A 20,120-nucleotide genomic window follows, 5' to 3' on the forward strand; every position below is an offset into this window, starting at 1 on the left:
GCAAGGCCGCGCTCCGGCGCGGCTCAGAGTGCGGCAAGCGACAAAGCTGGAAATCTGGAACTGGAAGGTCATGGCAACAAACCCAAATCTCGTGAACGCTACTGCCGGGCAGCGGATCGCCGCCCGGGCGGTGGACAGCGTTCCCCTTCTGGTGCTCGTCCTGCTGGCCTTGACGATCCCCGGACACCTGGCGTTAGTGGTGTGCGCTGCTGCAGCCGCGGCCTACCTCCTGTGGATCCTGCTGTGGGAAGCAGGCAGCGGGCAGACTCCCGGGAACCGGCTGCTGGGCCTGCGCACCGTGGGCGAGGACGGCCATGCGCCGGGCTTCGCAGCCGTACTTGTGCGCAACCTGATACTGCTGGCCTCGGGGGTAACCGTGGCGGGTCCCTGGATCCTCACGGTGTCCAACCTGTGGGACTACCCGCACCGCAGGCAGGGCTGGCACGACAAAGCTGCACACACACTCATGGTGGATATCCGGGCCGGGCGCGATCCGCTGCTCACCGGGGGCCGGTGGACCAACGGGACGTCCGTCGCGCCACCGCAAAAACTGCCAGTCCCCGGAACGAAGCAGGCACCATTCGCGGACCGGGAGCCGTTCCCTGAGCCTTCCGCTGCATCCGCGGCGGCTCCGGCGGCTCAGGGCGCCGGCTTGGCGGGGCGCATTGGCGCCAGCCTCCCGTCCCCGCCCGCACCCGGCACAGCCGGTCCCGCACCCGTGCGGACCGGCTGGGTGCCGCAGGCCGAGGACGCTCCCGGGCCCATCAGCCAGGTGCCCGGAGTATCTGCCCGCCGCGCAGCGGCACCGCCACAAGCACCAGAGCCTGCTCCTGCTCCGTATCCTGCGCCTGCTCCTGCTCCGTATCCTGCGCCTGCTCCGGCGGACGACGAGCTGGATGTCGAAATGACCCGCGTCGTCTCCCGTCCGAAGGGCGGCGCGGCGCTTCTGCTCACCTTCGACGACGGCGCCGCGGTACGCATTACGGGAACTGCACTGCTGGGACGCAATCCCGCGGCGGCGATCGGTGAGAGCGTCGATAAGCTGATTGACTTCGCGGACATGGGACGTTCGGTCTCCAAGACCCACCTGCACCTGCAGGCAGACGCCGCGTCCGGTCTCTGGGTCACGGACCGGAACTCGACCAACGGCAGCTCCGTCGTGGCACCGGACGGGCGGCATACGGCCCTGCAGGCACACAGCCCCGTGCTGGCCCCTGCGGGAAGCACCGTCTACTTCGGGGACCGGCACTTCAAAGTCGGCTAGGCGGAGGACCCGGGGGACCCGCCCAGCTCAAGGAGCAACTGCCCGTAGGCTTCGAGCGGATGGGGTTCGCCCGCAACGGGTTCGGGGGCATAGCGCACCCCGAGGGACTGTGCCGGAGCGGTGCCCAATAGCCCCGCGCGTGAGCCGGCCAGCGCCAGCGCGGACTGTGCAGACCTGCCCGCCAGGGCTTCGGGGCCGAACAGGGCGCAACCGGGCACGGCGGTCCCGGTGAAGCGGGCAGGCCGGGCCAGATCGCGGTATCCCAGCCCGTAGGCCAGCACGGCGGTTCGTGACCGGGCACCGTGCATGGCCTCCAGGAACGCATCGAGTCCGGCGTCGGTCAAGGGCGCCTCTGCCTCAGCGAGGAGCTCCACAGTTTCCACCACACCCGAACGGGTGCGCTCGACGGTCACGACGGCGACACTTCCGGCCGCCGTCGCCGGACCGCCTGCCCGGCCCGGCGCGGAACCTGTGACCACCGCCCGGGTGGTGCCAGGCGAGCGGCGGTAGCAGTGCTCGGAGAAGGCTGCCGCGTCCCAGAGCTCGCTGACCGGTTCATACAGGCCCCAGCCGACGGGCGCTGATCCGGTGGCAGCTTCAAAGACGCGGGACGTAAAAGCGCCTGCCTGTGTGGCGAGGGATGCGGGGTGGAACACGCTGGCCCGGATATGGAAGTACGCGCTTTCGACACGTTCTGCGGACAGGAACTCGGCAGCAACGCCGTCGCCGGGGCGCAGCTCGGCACCGTCCCATACCTGTCTCCGCCCGGTCACGGCGTCATAGAACCCGCCGTCTGACGACGTCGCCAGCCAGGCCGCCGACTGCCCGTCCAGCATGGCCGAGAGCGGCAGCGTGATCGAGGACGCGGACGGAGTCAGGACCACGAAGCGGCGCCCGGAGCGCACCGCTCCGGCGTGGGCACGGGCAAGCCAGGGGCTGAGGCTCACCACCGGCTGGTCACAGAAAACCATGGCGGTCGCCGGTGTCAGGAAATCATAGGCGGACTCGTGCATCAGCTTCCGGCACCTTCCGGGAGCAGGACAACACCGTTGGTGCGCCGCGCAACTGCGTGGCAGAGGGCATCGGCCAGGGCGCCGCCGTCGTGCGCCCCGCCGGTAGCGTACACGTCGAGCCACCACAGCGGCTGCGCGGACCCGGATCCTTCGGCGGTGAAGAACGCCGGGACGCCGGAGCCGGCCGGGGCGCTGACGTTTGCTCCTTTGCCCAGCCGCAGGACTTCGCCCGGAACCTGGATCAGCCGGGGAAGTTCGACGGCAACGGGGACCCGCTCGCCGTCGACGATTTCGATGACCTGGCCTTCGGCGGCCTCACGCATGCTTTTGTCCGGCATCGTTTCCAGCAGGGACTCCACGATCACCCTGCGGCTGGGTTCTTCCGTGCTGAGGACTGTCCACCGGTAACTCACCGGACGCTCCCCACGGACGCTTCGGCATCGGCGTCATTGAGGAAGAGCTGCAGCATCTGCACCGGCCGTCCGGGCTGGATGAGCTGCGCACGGCCCGGCGGAAGGGACCGCGCGCGGACGCCGTTGATCAGTCCGCCCTCGGTCCGGTCACCGGAGAGGATCAGCGTGGCGCTGCCGGAGTCCCGCAGGGCGGTGAAGAACGGTTCGTACATGCCGCGGCTGGCACCGCGTACCCGCCGGGAAAGCACAGTGTGCAGCCCAATTTCCGGCGCCAGGGGCAGGTACGGGGTGAGCCGTGCCAGCGGTGAGGACCCGCCGGCGGTCAGGACGTCGTAATCGTCCACAACCAGGACCACGCGCGGGGATGCGGCTACTTCTTCGGGGGAGGCGCCGACGCGTTTCTCCAGTTCCGCGGCAACGGCGGCTGCCAGCTTCTCGGCTAGGGCCGCGCTGGTCGCATATCCGCCCAGGTAATCCTCCTGCACTTCGCCGGCCAGGGCCCTGCGCGGATCAAAGACCGCGAACACAATCTCGTCCGCGCTGTGCTGGGCGGCCAGGGTGCGGATCATGGTTTTCAGCACGTTGGACTTGCCCGAGGCGTCATCGCCCATGACCACCAGGTGGTGCTCGCGGCCCTGCAGGTCCAGGTTCTCCGTCCCCAGGTCCGTCTCGCGCAGGCCCAGCGGAACCAGGCCCTGCACGGTGGGAACGGTTGAGGGATCAGCCGGTGCGGTGGCAGGCAGGACCCGCACTGCCATGGCACGCCCGTCAGTGGAGGCGGCGACGGCGGCAACCAGGTTGCGTGTTCCCTGGATGGCTGAGCCCTCGTCCGGGTCCCCGTCGATCCGGGGGAGCGCAAAGTGTCCCTGCAGTTTCCGGTCCGTCAGGGCACGGCCGGGCGTGCCGGGGCTGAGCGCCTCTGCGAGCTTGCGGCCGTGCGAGGACTCACCCGGGTCGGCGAGCCGCAGCTCGATCCGGTTGCCAAAGAAACTCTGCTGGGCAATGCGGATCTCGTTCATGCGCGAGCAGGTGACCACCACGTGGATGCCGTAGCCGCCGCCGCGTGAGATCAGGGAATGGACAGACTTTTCAATGTCCTCGAACTCATCCGAAAGCTGCCCGTAGCCGTCCAGGACCAGCACGATGTCCGCGCTGGGAAGTTCCGGGATGCGGCCCTGGGCAGAGAGCGAGCGGAGCGTGGACAGCGAGTCGATCTGGTATTTCTCGAAGATCCGCTCGCGGAGGGTCAGCATGGCGAGGATTTCATCCACCGTCCGGCGGACCACTTCGCGGTTGGTGCGGACCGCCACCCCGCCCACATGCGGCAGGCCCTCCAACGGCAGCAGCGAGCTGCCAAGCAGGTCCACGGCATAGATGCCCACTTCCGAGGGAGTGTGGGTCAGTGCCAGCGAAGCGACGATGGTGCGCAGTGCGGTGCTCTTGCCGGTTGACGGGCCGCCGACGATCGCGGCGTTGCCTCCGTTGGCGGAGAGGTCCAGGTTCCAGATGCCCTGCCACTGCTTGGCTGGGTCGTCCAGGAGTCCCACCGGGATGGAGAGGTTGCCTCCGGCATTTAGCCGCAGGCCCTGGCTGGTCGTCAGCACCCCGCCCGCTGCGGTGTCCAGCGCCAGGCCGCGCGGCAGCGGCGGGAGCCAGATCGGGTCCACAGCGCGGGGGAACCGGGCCAGGGTTTCCATCAGGGTGGAGAGCACCGTGGGCCCGGTGGTGCGTTTGGAGGACGACGTCGACGCCGCCGCGGCGCCCTGGGCGTTGGCAGCGGGCTCGAGGGCGGCCGCATAACGCGGGACTTCGAGCACGGGCAGGGATTCGTCTGCCGCCTCCGGCTCCGGCGGTGCAGCGTCTTCCAGCGGACCGGAAACATAGCCGGCCTTGAACCGCGTGTAGGTGGTGGTGTCCACCTTGAGGTAGCCGAAGCCGGGAACCGGGGGCAGGTGGAAGGCATCCGGGGTGTCCAGCACGGTGCGCGACTCGGATTCGGAGAGGGTGCGCAGGCCGATCCGGTAGGAGAGGTAGGTATCCAGGCCGCGCAGCTTTCCGCCTTCGATGCGCTGGCTGGAGAGCAGCAGGTGGACGCCGATTGAACGGCCGATCCGGCCGATGGAGAGGAACAGCTCAATGAAGTCGGGCCGTGCAGTGAGCAGTTCACCGAACTCGTCGATGATGACCACCAGGTGCGGCAGGGGTGCAACGTCCTGGCCCTGGGCCATGCGGTGCTGCCGGTGCAGCTGGTAGTCGGTGATGTTGGCCAGGTTGCCGGCGTCCTTGAGGACTTCCTGCCGGCGCTGGATTTCGCCGGACAGGCTGGCGTAGACCCGCTCGATGAGGCTGACGTCGTCGGAGAGGTTGGTGATGACGCCGGTGACCTGCGGGGCGTCGGCGAAGGGAGCGAACGTGGCGCCGCCCTTGTAGTCCACCAGCACCATTGCGAGGAGCTCGGGAGGATGAGTGGCCAGCAGCCCGATCACGAGGGAGCGCAGCATCTCGGACTTGCCGGAGCCGGTGGCGCCGACACAGAGCCCGTGCGGGCCGTGGCCGAACTGGGCGGATTCCTTCAGATCGAGCAGCGCCGGACGGCCGCGGTCGTCGGCGCCGAGCGGAATCCGCAGGAAATCCACGTCGCTGCGCGGCTGCCAGAGGCGGCGGATATCGGCCTCATCCAGGGCCGGGGAAAGGCCAAGCATGTCCAGGAACCCCTCTGAACTGCCGGAGGTCTCGTGTTCCAGGGAATCCGGTGAGAGCCGCAGGGGGGCCATGGAACGGGCCAGGGACTCCGCCAATGCCACCGGCAGTGTGTCGAGGACACCGGAATCGACCCGCGGTTCCACCGGGTCCGCCCGGAAGTTCTCCAGCAGGAAACCGGTCTCGGTTTCGGAGATGCGCACGGAAACTTCGCCGGGTTCCTGTCCCCGGTCCTCGACCAGGTGGACCGTGGTGATGCCCAGCTGGCCGGGGGATGCCTGCCGGTCCGGCAGCGGCAGCTCTGCCGGCAGCCGGCCGTAGCTGTCCGAGACCACCAGCAGCCGGGGCAGGGCGGAACCGATGCCGCCGCGCAGGAAGTTCTTGCGGGCTTCGGCTGCCATGTTCGACCGCCGGACCAGGTCGTCCTGGACCAGGTCCGCCATCGATTCCATGTCCGGAGCCACGCGGCGCACCGGTCCGGTGCGGTGGGTTTTGTCCTGGTCTGCCAGGTGCGGCAGCCAGGTGGCCCACTCCCAGTCGCTGCGGGATTCTTCCCCGGACACCAGGGCCAGGTGCAGGTCTTCGGGGGAGGAGAAGGCTGCGGACTGCAGCAGCAGGAGGCGGGAGACCTGAAGCACGAACGGCCGGGAACCGACCACGCTGACGGTTCCGGCGCCGTCGAGCGGCACGGTGACGGGCAAATCCGGACTCGCCTCGTAGCGGCGCTTGAGGATCTGCAGTTCGGTGGCCATGAACGTGTCTTCCCGGGCCAGGGCGGAGCCTGAATCGAGGATGGTGATTTCCCGGTTGCGCCGCGTGCCGGTGCCGATCCGGGTGTGCAGGAAGTCCTCGTTGTGGCGGCGGCGTTCCCAGAGCCGGCGGTGGTTGCGGATGATGTCGAAGAGGGCATCCGGCGGCGGGTTGGCTGCGCGGGCGACGGCAGCGGCGCCCTGTTCCTCAGCCCGCAGGGTCCGGCGGCAGCGCTCCAGGTACTCGAGGTAATTCTCCCGCTGTTCCCGGCGTGCCCTGCCCTGCTTCCCGCGCTGGCTGACCATCATCACGATCGAGGCCAGGATAGTCACGATCATCATCAGCGCACCCACCGCGGCGAGCGGCGAACCGCGGAACAGCATCATGACAGTCATGGAAACCCCGGCGCCGAGGAGCGGCACCAGGGACATCATGTTCATGCCGCCCTTGCCGCCCTCGATCTGCGGCGGGGCATCCAGGGTGAATGCTTCCATGCTGCGGGCGGGAGGGGTGGTCCGGGCAGGCCGGTGGAGCAGCCTGATGCTCATACCCGTGCCCTTCGCCCGGTCCCGCTTTCAGCCTGCCGCGATGCCGCCCGCCTGGCAGGCATGCCGGGAGCTGCGGATGCAGCGGAAAGCACGCGGGCAGAGAGCTCCGCGGCCTGCAGCCGGGCAGCCCGGGAGAGCAGTCGGGGCTGGATCTCGACGCCGGCAGCCAAATGGGCGTCGTAGTCCAGTACGGCCGTTTCCACCCCGGCGCGGTGCAGACGCCGGGCTTCCGCGGCGGGACGCAGGGCGCTGCGCGCCGCGGTCCTGGTCAGCAGCACGAGCAGGGGAACCTGTGCCAGGGCCGGGTTGCCACGCCACAGCTCAGCCGCGCGTGCTGCATCGTCCAGCCCCGCGACGCTCGCCGGCGTCACGAAGAGGGCCAGATGGGACTCTGCAAGAGCCCAGCGCACAGCCTCAGGGCCCAAACCGGGCGGGCAGTCGAACACGGTGACCGGGCAATAGCGGGAGAGCACCCGGGAAAGGTGAAGGACGTCGTCGTCCGTGGCTGTCTGCGCGGCGGCGGGGGACCGCCTCCCGGTGGCCAGCAGGTTCTCCGGGCCGGGGGAGGCGACATAGCCGCGCACCTCTGCCAGCGACCCGGGGATGGTGCGGCCGAGGCGCGCTGCGATGTCGTCCAGCGGAGGGGCCGCCGGTGCAGCGAGCCGAAGTGCCAGTGTCCCGGCCTCCGCGAGGTCCACGGCTGCCGCGGCGTCAGCGCGCAGCGAGGCGTAAGTGCGTGCAAGCAAGGCCGCAGCAGTGGTCCGGCCGGCACCGCCGCGGAAACCGACGACGGCGATCCGCCGGCCGGTGGTAACCGGCTGCTGCACGCCGGCAGCGGCTTCGGCCAGTGACTGGGGATAGTCATCGCCCCGGAACATATCGGCGGCCTGGGCCAGGAACCGGCGTGCGGGCCCTTCCGCCGGCCGGGTGCGCAGGGTGCGCCGCAGGCGCTGCGGTGTGGACTCGAAACCGTCGTCGGAGACCGGACCAGGTGCGCCGAAGCCTCCGCTGGGATCCATGGATGTCATCTAGAAGCTCTCCAGCAGTTGGGCGAAGATACCGAACATGCCTGCCGCGAGGGGAACGGAGGCGAGGATCGCCAGGGTTTCCAGCCGCTTGGCCGCCAGGCGGAACCTCGCCTGGGTGTGGTCCGGCAGGTTTAGGGACAGGGCAATCCATACGGCTGCCGCCAAGGCCAGGACCAGTGCTCCGGTAACCCAGGGCTGCCCGGCGAACCAGCGGCTGCTGCCTGCCATCAGGGCAGCGAGTCCGACGGCGGTGGCGGCGTACAGTGCCAGCCGTTCCGGTGCCAGCGGGAAAGCCCGGGCACGCAGGAACACTGCCAGTGTGAGGACGGCGAGGAGCGGAAGCGACCAGGCCTGCTGTTCGCTGTCCGTGCCCAGCAGCCAGAACGCCAGGGCAGCGGAGGCAGCGGTGACAGCTGCGCCCACAGCGAGCCCGGTGTGTGCGGAGGCGACGGACTCCAGGGCATCGGGACGGCCCACCTGGCCGCCCTTGGCACGCTGGTCATCAAGTGCAGCGAGGCCGGAGGCTGCCAGCGCCAGGCCCGGAAGCAGCCCAAGCAGCAGCACACTGGCGATCCCGGCTAAAGCGGAGGCCTGGACCGCGCTGCCGGTGGCGGCGACGGCCGCGCTCCAGCCGGCCGCGGCCAACACGCTCACAAGCGCGCCGGTGTACATGGCTTTGGGCTGGCGGTTTGCTGCTCCCAGGGCCATCAATGCCACGACGGTTGCCCCGGCGAGGATCAGGCCGGCACGCCTGTAGTCCTCAGCCCCTTCTCCGCCGAGGATCCCCGCGGCGTGAAGGGATGATCCAAGGCCGATGAGCCATGCCGCACCCAGCGCAGCCGGCCCCACGGGCGAGACTGGGCTCCGCCGTGCCAGGAGAACCCCGGCGCCGCTGGTCAGGAGGGAAAGGGCGGCAAGGAGCCACCAGGCTGAGCCCGGAGCAAGCGCCTCAAGCAGCAGTTCGGCCCCGGTCCAGAGACCCACGGCGGCGAATACTCCTGCACAGGCGTTCTTCCAGTGCTGGTTCCACCGTCCGCGCACTGCTTCGGTTTCGGCGACTACCAGGTCCGTAACGTCGTAGACAATCGGGGCCGGGGGAGCCTCGGAAGCGTTGCAGAGCTGCAGGGAGGTCCCATCCAGGACGTCGGCTCCGGCCAGGGTGTCGCCGGGAGTGAGCTCTGTGCCGTCGGGGGCGACCAGGACCTTGGCGGCCACATCCTCGGAGGGCTCGTCGCCCAGCAGTTCCAGGACCTGGGGCATGAGGGCTGCCACCGGCTGGTCAGAGGGCAGCAGTAAATCCAGATGGCGCTGCCGGCCAACCAGTGTCACCCGTGTATAGGCATGCGCCATGGCTGCCAGGCTCCTGTCTCGATGCTTAGGAAGGGGATTGAGGCAGAGGCCGTACCGCCGTCGTGCACTCCGCCGAGTGCCCCTGCGCTGCTTTGCTGCTGCTGCTGTTCCTGCTTGGCCCGGTTCTGCTCCAGCAGGTTCGTGACGAAGGAATAGCCGACGCACACCGCTGCGATCAGGGCCGCAACGGCAATGCTGAACAGGAAGAGCTTCACGGTGTCCGCCCAGCGGCGTTCGTTGGGGTTGTTGCCGTAGAGCAAGGCAGTGAGCAGCCGGTTCCGGCGGACCGCCACAGACTCGATGAGCTGGTTGTCGTAGTCGTTTGCGATGATGTGCCTCCCCCCAACTACAGATACGCTACATATCCTGCCAGATGACGGGCCGCAGCCCGCGCCGGCGGGAGGCTTATCCACATGGGTAGTTCTCCCCATTGCGTCAGATTCCGTATACGGCTTGGATGGTGGGGTACCGCTCAGCGGAACGGCTTGGCACTCGCCGGCCCGGACGGCAGCGGGGGGAATGACCGGACGAGGGCACGCAGGTGCCGAAGGTGGTTTGACATGAAATTCGATATGGGGTCCTCGACCCTTGGAACACTGACGCAGCAGACGGGGCACTCCAACGAGGACCTGGGCCAGCTGGTCCGGAACCTGATGGAGGCGGTCACACCGCTGCAGGGCAAGTTCAACGGCCAGGGGCGGGTGCGCTTCGATGAATTCAAGGCCCGCACTGATGAGATCGCCAATGAGCTGAACAGTTCGCTCTCGGCAATCCTCATGGGCCAGTCCGAAATGGACCGCTCCTTCCAGATGGGCGACCAGGAATCGGCGGACAACGCGGCCCAGCAGCAGGGTGCGGCAAGCTTCGACGCCGCCCGCTTCGGTTCTTCGCGCTAAGCCCCTTCCCACCCGTTCTTCGAAAGGAACTGCCATGTCCCAGGATCGTTTGAGCTATGACACCGACACCTCTGCCGCCGTGCAGGGGGACATCCAGAGCATTGTTGCCCGGCTTGAGTCGCTGATCGGCGAGCGTGAAAAGGCCGTCAACGCGGCCATGTCCGATTTCCAGGCCGACGGTGTCTCCGAGGAGTACCAGGCAGTGGAAAACCGCTTCCGCAACGCCGCCAACGAGACCCGCAACATCATTGCCCTGGTCAAGCAGACGCTGAACCTCAACGACCAGACCGCCACCAGCGCCGGGTCGCGTGCCAGGAGCGCTGTCCAGAACATTGGCTAGCCGGTGAGCTACAACGTCAACCCCGGTGCAGTATCCGGAGTCCTCCAGCAGGTAGCACCGCTGCTGGAGGAATACCAGGCGGAATTCACCGCGGTGGGGGAGAAGATCAGCGAGCTGGCCACGGCCTGCATGGCAGAGCCGGTGGCTGCGGAACTGGGCGCTCTGACAGAGAAGCTGATCAACCCCGCCTTCACCAACATTGCCGGCCGGTCCTCAAACGCTGTGAACGCTGTCAACAATGTTCTGACCATCCTGCTCGAATCCGATGCGCAGATGGCTGACGATGCCCGTGAAGCGTCGATGCGTGCAGCCCAGGGGGCCGCGGATAATCCGCCACAGGCGCCTGAACCCGCCGTTCATTCAGGACCGGGGCCACAGGCCGTTTAGGCCAGGCGCAGTCGCGCCGGCATTCGTATCCAGCTAAACCCGGGGGAAACCATTGAGTATCGACATCGCAGCGTTCGAGGCTGTGCTGCCGGATCCGGAAGCGATCCGCGCGGCAGCCGCAGCGCTGGTCAGCGCCGTCGGCGACGTCGTGGACACGGCCGAGGAATCATCTGCAGCGTGGTCGCACCTGCAGTCACCGGACGTTTATGACATTGCCGGTTCCGAGGTGGTGTTCAACGCCTTCCGTCCGGTCACAACTTCCGCTGAGGATCTCGATTCCGACGTTGGCACTGTCGATAAAGCTGTGCTGGCCTACGCGGATACGTTGGACGCCCTCAAGGTGCGGCTGGACGCGGTGAAGGCCGACGCTGCCAACTTCTTCTCCCGGACCCGTGGACGCAGCCAGGACGACTGGGATGACGACGAAGGCCTGATCCAGGCCGAACAGAACATCATCGGCGACCTGAACCTGCTGTACGCGGATCTCCAGGAAGCCCAGCGCGTCTGCGCCAACGCGATCAGCGCTATCTACGGCGGCCCGTCCTACGTCCTGACCACTGAAGAGGGCGCCGGCACCGGCGAAGTGGAGTTCGGCTTCAGCGGAGAGCAGCTCGACGCAGCCGCAGTGGAGGGCAATGTTCCCTGGGGGCAGCCCACCGAATGGGACAAACCCTGGTACCGGGATGCATGGGACGGTGTTGCCTCCTTCGGCAAGGGTGTCTGGAGCGGTATTACGGGCACGGTCACCGGCCTGGGCAACATGGTGGGGCTCGGCGGCGGCGAGGCCTTCGCACAGACCTGGAAAGGCCTGGGGGCTCTGGCGACCAACCTGGCCATCATGACCAGCCCCGTCGTCCAGGTGGCTCTGCTAGCCAGCGGCAACGGCGACCGGGTTCGGCAGGCCGGCGACGAACTGCTGGCCGTAGGCAAGGCCGCTATCCACTGGGACGAATGGCAGACCGATCCTGCCTATGCTGCCGGCGCGACGTCGTTCGACCTGGCTTCGATCCTGCTCACGGCAGGCGCTGGAGCCACGGCGAAGGTCGGCTCGGTAGCGGGGAAGATCGGCGACATAGCCAACGCCTCAGGCAAGGTCTCTGCGGTGGTGAATGCCTCCGGCATCGGCAAAGTGGGGGCTGTAACGGTGAAGATCACGGACGCCGCGCAGGCCTTCAAGATCAACGCCATCACCACCGTGGTGGACACCTCCCGGGTGACCGTCGGCAAGGTCGGCGCCGCGTGGCAGGCGGCGGATCAGTTCGTGATCGATTCGAGCAAGTCAGCGCTGGACTCAGGCCGGGCGGCACTGAACTCGGCCCTGAACAAGGTTGATACCGTGCTGGCCAACGCCGGCCACGGCCGGTTCGGCACTCCCGCGCTGGCCGGTGCCGGCGGGGCGGGGCCCCGGGTCGTGGCGTTCACTCCGGACACTCCGCCTACCCGCACCGGCGGCGGATCAGGCTCCGGGGCCACGGTCCCGCATTCTACGGCGACGCCGGATGCTCCGGTGCGCACGAACGTTCCTGAGTCCTCCGGCGGCCGGTCGTCCACACTGGATGCCCCGGTGCGCAGCAACGGTACTGGTGCTGAACCGCCGTCGGGTAAGCCCGGGCATGCCGTTCCGGAGGACCGCACGCCGTCAGGCAGGACCACGGAGACGTCTGCTCCAGCGGGCCACTTGGACGTTGACGATGCCCGTCCGGGTGTAAAGGGCGACGCCGACGATGTGCGCCCTGGTGCTGCAGCGGTTGACGATGCTGCCGGCGGCCAGCGGAACGGTGACGCTGATTCGTCCGCGTCAGCTGAGGCGCCGGATGCCATGGATGCAATGGATGCGCCTGCGCCCAAGCCGGTTGTGCACTACGACGCTGAGGGCCGGGTGGAGAAGGTTGAGTTCGGGGACCGCACTCATACTGTCTCGACCCGCCACGACCAGATTGCGCAGCTGCAGCGCTCCCTGGATCCTGCGACGTGGAAGAACACTGACGATTTCCTTGCTGCCCATCTTCCGCCGTCTGAGTTTCAGGCCCTGGATGGGCTGCGCGGCCCGGACGGTAAGCTGCCGCCGGATGTGGTGGAAACACAGGTTGCTGATCTGCTGGAGAAGGCTTTCGACGGCGAGGCCCGTGGACCGGTTCGCCCCGGTGGCAGCCCGCTGGAGAACGCCCTGCGCGGAATCCCGACCCGCTACTACTACGACCTGACCGATGCGCAGGCGGTCCTGGTCCACGACGTCCGGCATCTGCTGGGCAGCGGGGACATCAGCCAGCCGTTCCAGAAGATCCTGGGCGCTGATGATGCTCGCACCGTTCTGGACAATGCCGACACCTACAAGGGCAGCATGGGTGGATTCATCACCCAAGCCGCGGATACGGCCTCACTGCGGACAGTGGACGAGATCATTCTTGGCCTAAGGCTGGATTACGTTCTTCCCGACGGCAGCATGCCGTACAAGGTCGGAGAAACCGAAGCTGTGTATGCGGTGCGTTTTCACGCGCAGAAAGCAGACCCCATCCACATCCCGGACTACTCCAACGATGCCCGGGTGGAAGAGCTGCGGCGCGACCGCTCCGCTGAGCAGCTCCGGGCCGCAAACGGCACACAGACCACGGAAGACCTGCGGCTCAAGGAACAGGACATGGCTGCCTACCGTGAACATGCCAATACGGAAGCCGGCGCATGGACGCTCGAAGACCCCGCTGGATGGCCGAACACCGGGCACGGTCTCACAAGCAGCCGGGTTGATGATCTGCCCATTGTTCCGGAGCTAAAGGTGAAGTATGGAGTGGATATGGAGGACGGCGCCGAGATGTGGCGGATAGACAGGGACAGGAACGAGGTCCTGGTGGGAGTTTACGATTTGGACTCCAGAATGTGGATTAGTCTCTGAGTATGTGGCGTCAAGATGGAACCAAGCTCACCGGCAGATACTGCACATGGCAGGGACAGGAGTATGAAGTCCGGAGCCTGCGTCCCAGAAACGGCACCTTCACGCTGGTGGTGGAAGGCGGACCCGCGCCGGGACCGGACTGGCGGACTATTCGACAGCCGAACCAGTTCGCGTACCCGGATACGGCCTATGTTCGGCGTGTCCCGGCTGCGGAGGTCAGCAACCTTCACGAAGTAACGGCTACCGGATCGATGGGGCCGGGACGTGAGCTGAGAATCCTTGCCGAGGACCGGGACGGAAACCTGGCAGTCCAGAGCATTGATCCCATGGCAGCTCTCTATAAGCGGCAGCTCATCAATAATCACGGCTTCGAACCGTTCAGTAGGAATGAGCCGCTGGAGCACGTGCCGGTTTCCGGCTGGCTTCCTGCTGGGCGTATTCGGGATATCAACGTAGAAACCGTTCCGTTCGACATTGGCTGATTGATCTACCGAAGGGTAGTAATGAATTATTTTCAGAAGGCTTTGAGTCCGGCGCAGGTTGAGTTCCTGGTGGGTGGTAACCGGGACACGGTTTCGGGGTTTGTGGTCAATGCCGGGGATGCGGTGCATGCGCGGACCCCGGAGGACATGTTTGCGGTTCATGGCCTGGATTTCCCGAGTACGCCGTGGGACCGGGCTGCCGGGTACGTTGATGTGCTGCGGTTCCAGGTGCCGCTGTCCGTTTATGTGCACGATGCTGCGGGCCCGGAGTTCGTGGACCGTCCGCCGTTTACGGGGACGGGTTTCGCGGCGTGGTCCGGTGGTGTGGTGCCGGTGTATTTCCTGGATGAGTGCGCCATTCCGCCGGGAGCTGAGCTGTGGCGAATCCGGGCCGGACAGCCTGAGGAACTGATGGCGGTCTATTTTGAGGTAGCTACCGGTTGGGGTGTGTCCGATGCCTCGGGGATTTCCCGGCCTGGTGCACATACTCCGTCGCACATTATGGGCTGGTCGGCGGTCTGGCAGGGGCAGGTGTTCCGTGCTGATCTGGTGGACGAAGGCCGGTCTGTTGAAGTGGCGGCCCCGTCGGATCCCGGGGTGGAGGGTTTTGAGCGGACCCCGAAGGGGGTATGGCGCCGGACGGTGGGACTGGGGGAGATCCAGGACTTCTATGAGCTGCTGGCGACGTGTTCGTGGCAGGGGGAACCGTTCCGGATCACCGACGTTGCCCAGGGTGAGGACGGGCAGGTCTACCGGTTGTTCTATACGGGGCATAACGCGGACCGGGCTGAGGCGTTGGGGCTGAACAAGGCTGATGCCGGGGTGTATTGGACGGTGGTGCAGGCGTCGCAGGCGCAGGATGTTCAGGTGATCCAGAACCGGTTGCCGTCCCTGGCGTTCCGAGGATAACTGCGGTTCCTCACTAGGCGAAAGGGCCCAACCTATCCTGCATCCCACTGGCGCCGATGCGTCGGCGATCGCGAAAGGTTATGAATTCCGTTGACTAGATTACGGTTGGTACCCCCTATCCCCGATATAGAAGACGCGGATGCCAGGGCCCTTCCCGCCCCCAGGAGATTCGAACTTTTCATGCCCAACGGGATGCGGGTCCCGGGTATGTATGGTGTCTTACACGGTGAGTGGTTTCGGGCCAACCCACTGGGTCATGGACGAGTTCTTCTTTACACGCCTGCCGAAGATTCCCCGGGGGATCGATGGCTTCCCTCAGCTAATTCAGATGACAGGGGCAGGCCCCTGTCCTGGTCCCGGGAAGTCACTGAAAGCGACTTAGACCGGTTGGTGCGCGTTCTCGTGTCCGCTAAATGGCGCAGCCTCAGCATAGGCATCCAAAAATACATCGATGGAACGGTATTTGCCTTTGTCGATGGCGGTCCGAAGGAGGAACAGATTCGCCGCGGAGAAATCCCGAAGATCACGATTGCCGGACGTAGTGAATATCATGGAAAGCTGCGCTGGGAGGACATCACCGACCTCGTTACGTCAGAGCGGGAGTTGTTGAAGTAGCTAAGCCCTGCATGAAGATTCCGTCTCGTTGAAAGAAGAGGGCATGATTTTCCAGAAGCCGTTGAGCCCCGCACACGTGCGGAGTCTCGTGGACCGGTCCGCCCCGGTGCCGGCCCGCTGGAGAATGCACTGTGCCGGAACTCAAGGTCGACAGGGGTGTGATAATGGAATCAGGTGCGGAAATGTGGCGGATCGACAGGGACGGAAACGAAGTATTAGTGGGAGTCTTTAATCAAAAAACTGGATGGATGAGCCTGTAATTATGTGGAGAAAAGACGGGACAAAGCTCACCGGAAATTACGGGACATGGAAGGGGCGAGAATTTGAGCTTTGGTCCCTGAAGCCATATGAAGGGTATTTGACCCTGGTGCAGAACGGCGGCGATTCGCCAGGCCCGGAATGGCACACCGCAACCTTTCCGAACCGATTTGCAAAAACGCCCCTTGCCCACAGCCTGGATGTCCCGGCAGACGAAGTTACCAACCGCCACAGCATTGAGGTCACCGGCAACATGGGCCCGGGACGTAACTTCATGGTCATCGCGGAAGACCATGAAGGGAAGCTGGCCGTGGAAAGCATCGACCCGATGGCTGCGCAGTACAAGCGCCAACTTATCAACAACCACAACTTCAAGCCGTTTAGCGAGAACGAACCGTTGGAACACGTATTCGTTGCCGGCTGGCTTCCTGCTGACCGTATTCGGGATATCAACGTAGAAACTATTCCATTTGGCAGTGACTGATTGATCTACCGAAGGGTAGTAATGAATTTTTTGCAGAAGGCTTTGAGTCCGGCGCAGGTTGAGTACCTGGTGGGTGGGAACCGGGATACGGTTTCCGGGTTTGTGGTCAACGCCGGGGATGCGGTGCATGCGCAGACGCCTGACGACTTGTTTGCGGTTCATGGCCTGGATTTCCCGAGTACGCCGTGGGACCGGGCTGCCGGGTACGTTGATGTGCTGCGGTTCCAGGTGCCCCTGTCCATCTATGTGCACGATGCTGCGGGCCCGGAGTTCGTGGACCGTCCGCCGTTTACGGGGACAGGTTTCGCGGCGTGGTCCGGTGGTGTGGTGCCGGTGTATTTCCTGGATGAATGTGCCATTCCGCCGGGAGCTGAGCTGTGGCGTATCCGGGCCGGGCAGCCTGAGGAACTGCTGGCGGTCTATTTTGAGGTAGCGACCGGCTGGGGCGTGGCCGAGACCTCGGGGATTTCCCGGCCTGGTGCACATACCCCCTCGCACATTATGGGCTGGTCGGCGGTCTGGCAGGGGCAGGTGTTCCGTGCTGATTTGGTGGACGAGGGCCGCTCGGTTGAAGTGGCGGCTGCGTCGGATCCCGGGGTGGAGGGTTTTGAGCGGACCCCGAAGGGGGTTTGGCGCCGGACGGTGGGACTGGAGGAGATCCAGGACTTCTATGAGCTGCTGGCGACATGTTCGTGGCAGGGGGAGCCGTTCCGGATCACCGACGTTGCCCAGGGTGAGGACGGGCAGGTCTACCGGTTGTTCTATACGGGGCATAACGCGGACCGGGCTGAGGCATTGGGGCTGAACAAGGCTGATGCCGGGGTGTATTGGACGGTGGTGCCGGCGTCGCAGGTGCAGGATGTTCAGGTGATCCAGAACCGGTTGCCGTCCCTGGCGTTCCGGGGATAGCCCGATGACTGGATTGCGGCTGGTACCCCCTCTTCCCAATAGCGGAGACGAGGAGGACATGGCCGAGCCTGATTACCCGCGGGGACAGGAGTACCTGCCCAACGGGATGCGGGTCCCCGGAATGTACGGTGTGCTGCAGGGAGAGTGGTTACGGGCCAACTCGTTGGGTCATGGACGCTTGTTTCTTTATACGCCTGCCGAAGAATCCCCGGGGGAACAGTGGCAGCCTTCTGATGATGCGGATGATAGAGGCAGGCCCCTGTCTTGGACCCGGATAATCTCGGAGAGAGACTTGGACCGGTTAGTGGACGTCTCAGTGCTGGCTACTTGGCAAGGGCTCGGGGTAGGCATTCTCAAATACCGCGAGGGAAGGGTGTATGCCTTTGTTGATGGCGGTCCGAAAGAGGACCAGATTCGCCGCGGAGAAATCCCGGAGATCACTATTGCCGGGCCGGGTGAGTATCACGGAAAGTTTCGTTGGGAAGACCTCTCCGACGTCGTTCTGACCGAGCACGACCTACTGAAAGTGGATTAGCCTCTAACCATGTGGATGGCTGACGGGACTAAGCTCTCTGGAAAATACGGCACCTGGAATGGGCATGAGTATGAGCTTCGCTCCACGGACCCCATACGCGGGCTCATCTATTTGGTCCAGGAGGGTGGTGAATCGCCCGGTCCGGAATGGAAACGGCATGACTACGGGGAAAGATTCCCAGGACCGGCCGTTGCGTACACGCTGGGTGTACCACCGGAGGACGTAACAGATATCCATGCCGTCACGGCTACGGGAGAGCTAAGGCCCTGGCGGGTTATGGAGATTCACGCCGAGGACGCGGAAGGAAATTTGGCGGTAGTCGTCGGTAATGACTTCTCAGCGGAGGAGAGAATGGACCTTGTTGAAGACCACGGTTTTCACACGTTCCATAACGAACCGGTTCAAAGAAGCGCGGTTTTTGGTTGGCTGCCTGCCAGCATGATCCACAACATCAAATCCAAGGTGCGTTGGCGGAAGGACGCCAACTAATCCGCAGTGCATTCACTGCCCTGCAGCGCGGCGCTCCAGGACCTCCCGCTCCCGGTCATTGTGCGCCAGAGAGGCGGCAACACTGAATTCGGTCCGTGCCTCTTTCATCCGGCCGAGCCGGGACAGCAGTTCAGCCCGCACGCTGGGCAGGAGATGCGAGCCACGGAGCGCGCCCGTGGCAGCAAGCCGGTCCACCATCTCCAGCGCCGTCGCCGGACCGGTGGCCATGGATACCGCTACGGCACGGTTTAGCTCCACCACCGGAGAAGGCGCCAGCCGGCCCAAAGCCTCATACAGCAGTACGATCCGGTGCCAGTCAGTTCCCTCGACACTCGGAGCAACCGTGTGGCACTGGGCGATCGCGGCCTGCAGGGCATAGTTTCCCCGACCCCGCCCCAGCGCGTCAGCTTGGGCCAGGGCAGCCCGCCCGCGCTCAATCTGGGTGCGGTCCCACAGCGTGCGGTCCTGGTCGGCAAGCAGAATGGGGGACCCGTCCGCACAGGTCCGGGTACGGAACCGGGATGCCTGGAATTCCATCAGGGCCACCAATGCGAGCGCCTCCGGCTCCCGCGGAACAAGCCTGGACAGCAGCCGGCCCAGCCGCAGGGACTCTGATGCCAGGTCCTGGCGCATCCACGACGTCCCGGCGGACGCAGCGTACCCCTCCGTGAACAGGAGGTAGATCACGGCGAGAACCCCGCCGAGCCGGTCGTGCCATTCATTGGGTTCCGGAACATCGAACGGCACCTTGGCCGCGGCCAGCGTCTTCTTTGCCCGGACGATCCGCTGCTGCACCGCGGCCACCGGAAGCAGGAACAGCCGCGCGATCTCCCCGGTGGAGAGTCCGCCCACAATCCGCAGGGTCAACGCCACCTGCGCTTCACGGGACAGCACTGGATGACAGGCCACAAAAACCAGTTTCAGGACGTCGTCCGGCAGGGGATCCCACTCCGGCTCGGCAACGTCCTCCAGGCTCCTGCCCAGATCCGCGTAACGGTCCTGAAGGCGTTCCGCCCGCCGCCATGCATCAATGGCCTTGCGCTTGGCGACGGCGGTGAGCCAGGCCGCCGGATTCCGCGGCACTCCCTCGGCCGGCCACTGGGCCAGGGCCTCAGCCACCGCTTCCTGGGCCACATCCTCCGCCAGCCCGACATCCCCGGTGGCACGGGCCAGCGCCGCGACAATCCCGGCACCGTCAATCCGCCACATGGCGTCTATCCGGCGGCGGACCGCCGCGGCGGTGTCCTCACCAGCCCAGTCCATGGAGGCCATGACCTTAGGGATTCTCCGCGCGCAGCTTCTCTTCCTGCTCGCGCCAGCCTTCTTCCTTCTGGATGTACTCGTTGTTGGAGAAATCCTCGAAGTCGGAGGCATCGGTCACCCGCCGGACTTCAAGCTTCGATCCGGGGCCAAGCGGGCACCTGCCGGCCCACTCCGCTGCTTCCTCCTTCGAGGAAGCCTGGATGATCCAGAACCCGTTGAAGAGTTCGTGGGTCTCGCCGTACGGGCCGTCGGTGACCAGCGGCGGCTCCTGGGAGAAGTCGACCACGAAGTTATTGTCCTCCGTGACCTCAGCCAGCCCTTCTCCCGCCAGCAGGACCCCGGCATTGATCATCGATTCGTTGTAGGCGCCCATCCGGTTGATCACCTCTTCAAACGGCACATCTTTATACGCTTCGACGCCGGCATCAGTGGAACGCATAATCATCATGTATTTCATGGCATTCTCCTGCTCGTTGGGGGAGCGCTTGGTGCGCCTCCTACTATGCCGTCGAACGGTGAGCCTGAATATCGACAGCCCAAAGGAAGTTTTTTTCTTCCGGACCCGGGACGCACCCTCCCCAACGTCCCCGCACAGCT

At 65.6% G+C, this 20,120-nt stretch carries 20 protein-coding genes; 12 read left to right on the forward strand and 8 right to left on the reverse strand.

Annotated elements, in window-relative coordinates:
- Positions 1–70: 70 nt before the first annotated feature.
- Positions 71–1,264, forward strand: coding sequence for an RDD family protein (locus NF551_RS05330; RefSeq protein WP_227894933.1), 1,194 nt, complete (start codon positions 71–73; stop codon positions 1,262–1,264).
- On the opposite strand, the gene NF551_RS05335 is transcribed toward NF551_RS05330, so the two are convergent.
- Genes NF551_RS05335 through NF551_RS05360 form a run of 6 tightly spaced genes read right to left on the reverse strand, consistent with a single transcriptional unit; the run spans position 1,261 to position 9,359 of the window.
- The gene (locus NF551_RS05335) at positions 1,261–2,277 is read right to left on the reverse strand and encodes a DUF6177 family protein (protein ID WP_227894932.1); all 1,017 of its coding nucleotides are present in this window, start codon (positions 2,275–2,277) and stop codon (positions 1,261–1,263) included. The two genes, NF551_RS05330 and NF551_RS05335, sit on opposite strands and share 4 nt — an antisense overlap.
- Positions 2,277–2,690, reverse strand: coding sequence for a hypothetical protein (locus NF551_RS05340; protein ID WP_227894931.1), 414 nt, complete (start codon positions 2,688–2,690; stop codon positions 2,277–2,279). The genes NF551_RS05335 and NF551_RS05340 overlap by 1 nt, the downstream gene beginning before the upstream one ends.
- Positions 2,687–6,688, reverse strand: a complete 4,002-nt coding sequence (gene eccCa / locus NF551_RS05345) for a type VII secretion protein EccCa (protein ID WP_227894930.1) — start codon at positions 6,686–6,688, stop codon at positions 2,687–2,689. Before eccCa ends, NF551_RS05340 begins: the two co-directional genes overlap by 4 nt.
- Entirely contained in the window at positions 6,685–7,716 is a 1,032-nt protein-coding gene (locus NF551_RS05350; RefSeq protein WP_227894928.1) for a MinD/ParA family ATP-binding protein, read from the reverse strand. The genes eccCa and NF551_RS05350 overlap by 4 nt, the downstream gene beginning before the upstream one ends.
- Positions 7,717–9,066 (reverse strand): type VII secretion integral membrane protein EccD, encoded by a 1,350-nt coding sequence (gene eccD / locus NF551_RS05355; RefSeq protein WP_227894927.1) that lies wholly within the window; start codon positions 9,064–9,066, stop codon positions 7,717–7,719.
- Positions 9,042–9,359, reverse strand: a complete 318-nt coding sequence (locus NF551_RS05360; protein ID WP_227894925.1) for a hypothetical protein — start codon at positions 9,357–9,359, stop codon at positions 9,042–9,044. Before NF551_RS05360 ends, eccD begins: the two co-directional genes overlap by 25 nt.
- Before the next feature lie 267 nt (positions 9,360–9,626).
- Here NF551_RS05360 and NF551_RS05365 point away from each other — a divergent pair, with 267 nt between their 5' ends.
- The 11 genes from NF551_RS05365 to NF551_RS05415 all read left to right on the forward strand — a co-directional run bounded on the left by NF551_RS05365 (position 9,627) and on the right by NF551_RS05415 (position 18,260).
- Entirely contained in the window at positions 9,627–9,962 is a 336-nt protein-coding gene (locus NF551_RS05365; RefSeq protein WP_227894924.1) for a hypothetical protein, read from the forward strand.
- Positions 9,963–9,996: 34 nt separating this feature from the next.
- The gene (locus NF551_RS05370; RefSeq protein ID WP_227894922.1) at positions 9,997–10,302 is read left to right on the forward strand and encodes a pore-forming ESAT-6 family protein; all 306 of its coding nucleotides are present in this window, start codon (positions 9,997–9,999) and stop codon (positions 10,300–10,302) included.
- 3 nt (positions 10,303–10,305) lie between these two features.
- Complete coding sequence (locus tag NF551_RS05375) at positions 10,306–10,689, forward strand: DUF6507 family protein (RefSeq protein WP_227894921.1); 384 nt, start codon at positions 10,306–10,308, stop codon at positions 10,687–10,689.
- 52 nt (positions 10,690–10,741) lie between these two features.
- Positions 10,742–13,579 carry a hypothetical protein gene (locus NF551_RS05380; RefSeq protein WP_227894920.1) on the forward strand — a complete coding sequence of 946 codons (2,838 nt, stop codon included), beginning with the start codon at positions 10,742–10,744 and terminating at the stop codon, positions 13,577–13,579.
- 2 nt (positions 13,580–13,581) lie between these two features.
- Positions 13,582–14,061 (forward strand): hypothetical protein, encoded by a 480-nt coding sequence (locus NF551_RS05385; RefSeq protein ID WP_227894918.1) that lies wholly within the window; start codon positions 13,582–13,584, stop codon positions 14,059–14,061.
- A gap of 21 nt (positions 14,062–14,082) precedes the next feature.
- Positions 14,083–14,970 carry a hypothetical protein gene (locus NF551_RS05390; protein ID WP_227894917.1) on the forward strand — a complete coding sequence of 296 codons (888 nt, stop codon included), beginning with the start codon at positions 14,083–14,085 and terminating at the stop codon, positions 14,968–14,970.
- A gap of 390 nt (positions 14,971–15,360) precedes the next feature.
- Positions 15,361–15,585 carry a hypothetical protein gene (locus NF551_RS05395; protein WP_227894916.1) on the forward strand — a complete coding sequence of 75 codons (225 nt, stop codon included), beginning with the start codon at positions 15,361–15,363 and terminating at the stop codon, positions 15,583–15,585.
- A 244-nt stretch (positions 15,586–15,829) separates the two neighbouring features.
- The gene (locus NF551_RS05400) at positions 15,830–16,327 is read left to right on the forward strand and encodes a hypothetical protein (RefSeq protein ID WP_227894915.1); all 498 of its coding nucleotides are present in this window, start codon (positions 15,830–15,832) and stop codon (positions 16,325–16,327) included.
- Positions 16,328–16,348: 21 nt separating this feature from the next.
- Complete coding sequence (locus tag NF551_RS05405) at positions 16,349–17,236, forward strand: hypothetical protein (RefSeq protein ID WP_227894914.1); 888 nt, start codon at positions 16,349–16,351, stop codon at positions 17,234–17,236.
- Positions 17,237–17,294: 58 nt separating this feature from the next.
- Complete coding sequence (locus tag NF551_RS05410; protein WP_227894912.1) at positions 17,295–17,771, forward strand: hypothetical protein; 477 nt, start codon at positions 17,295–17,297, stop codon at positions 17,769–17,771.
- 9 nt (positions 17,772–17,780) lie between these two features.
- On the forward strand, positions 17,781–18,260 hold the full coding sequence (locus tag NF551_RS05415; RefSeq protein ID WP_227894910.1) for a hypothetical protein: 480 nt from the start codon (positions 17,781–17,783) through the stop codon (positions 18,258–18,260).
- A 12-nt stretch (positions 18,261–18,272) separates the two neighbouring features.
- Here the strand turns inward: NF551_RS05415 and NF551_RS05420 are convergent, their stop codons facing one another.
- Entirely contained in the window at positions 18,273–19,532 is a 1,260-nt protein-coding gene (locus tag NF551_RS05420; RefSeq protein ID WP_227894909.1) for an RNA polymerase sigma factor, read from the reverse strand.
- A 4-nt stretch (positions 19,533–19,536) separates the two neighbouring features.
- Positions 19,537–19,980, reverse strand: coding sequence for a YciI family protein (locus tag NF551_RS05425; protein WP_227894908.1), 444 nt, complete (start codon positions 19,978–19,980; stop codon positions 19,537–19,539).
- Between the last annotated feature and the right edge of the window lie 140 nt (positions 19,981–20,120).

This window comes from Arthrobacter caoxuetaonis (assembly GCF_023921125.1).
Lineage (GTDB): Bacteria > Actinomycetota > Actinomycetes > Actinomycetales > Micrococcaceae > Arthrobacter_B > Arthrobacter_B caoxuetaonis.

Coding starts and splice junctions, on each gene's coding strand:
- NF551_RS05415 (WP_227894910.1), top strand. CDS start 17,781: ATGTGGATGGCTGACGGGACTAAGCTCTCTGGAAAATACGGCACCTGG.
- NF551_RS05385 (WP_227894918.1), top strand. CDS start 13,582: ATGTGGCGTCAAGATGGAACCAAGCTCACCGGCAGATACTGCACATGG.
- NF551_RS05335 (WP_227894932.1), bottom strand. CDS start 2,277: ATGCACGAGTCCGCCTATGATTTCCTGACACCGGCGACCGCCATGGTT.
- NF551_RS05420 (WP_227894909.1), bottom strand. CDS start 19,532: ATGGCCTCCATGGACTGGGCTGGTGAGGACACCGCCGCGGCGGTCCGC.
- NF551_RS05370 (WP_227894922.1), top strand. CDS start 9,997: ATGTCCCAGGATCGTTTGAGCTATGACACCGACACCTCTGCCGCCGTG.
- NF551_RS05390 (WP_227894917.1), top strand. CDS start 14,083: ATGAATTATTTTCAGAAGGCTTTGAGTCCGGCGCAGGTTGAGTTCCTG.
- NF551_RS05350 (WP_227894928.1), bottom strand. CDS start 7,716: ATGACATCCATGGATCCCAGCGGAGGCTTCGGCGCACCTGGTCCGGTC.
- eccD (WP_227894927.1), bottom strand. CDS start 9,066: ATGGCGCATGCCTATACACGGGTGACACTGGTTGGCCGGCAGCGCCAT.
- NF551_RS05400 (WP_227894915.1), top strand. CDS start 15,830: ATGGATGAGCCTGTAATTATGTGGAGAAAAGACGGGACAAAGCTCACC.
- NF551_RS05365 (WP_227894924.1), top strand. CDS start 9,627: ATGAAATTCGATATGGGGTCCTCGACCCTTGGAACACTGACGCAGCAG.
- NF551_RS05405 (WP_227894914.1), top strand. CDS start 16,349: ATGAATTTTTTGCAGAAGGCTTTGAGTCCGGCGCAGGTTGAGTACCTG.
- NF551_RS05425 (WP_227894908.1), bottom strand. CDS start 19,980: ATGAAATACATGATGATTATGCGTTCCACTGATGCCGGCGTCGAAGCG.
- eccCa (WP_227894930.1), bottom strand. CDS start 6,688: ATGAGCATCAGGCTGCTCCACCGGCCTGCCCGGACCACCCCTCCCGCC.
- NF551_RS05330 (WP_227894933.1), top strand. CDS start 71: ATGGCAACAAACCCAAATCTCGTGAACGCTACTGCCGGGCAGCGGATC.
- NF551_RS05410 (WP_227894912.1), top strand. CDS start 17,295: ATGGCCGAGCCTGATTACCCGCGGGGACAGGAGTACCTGCCCAACGGG.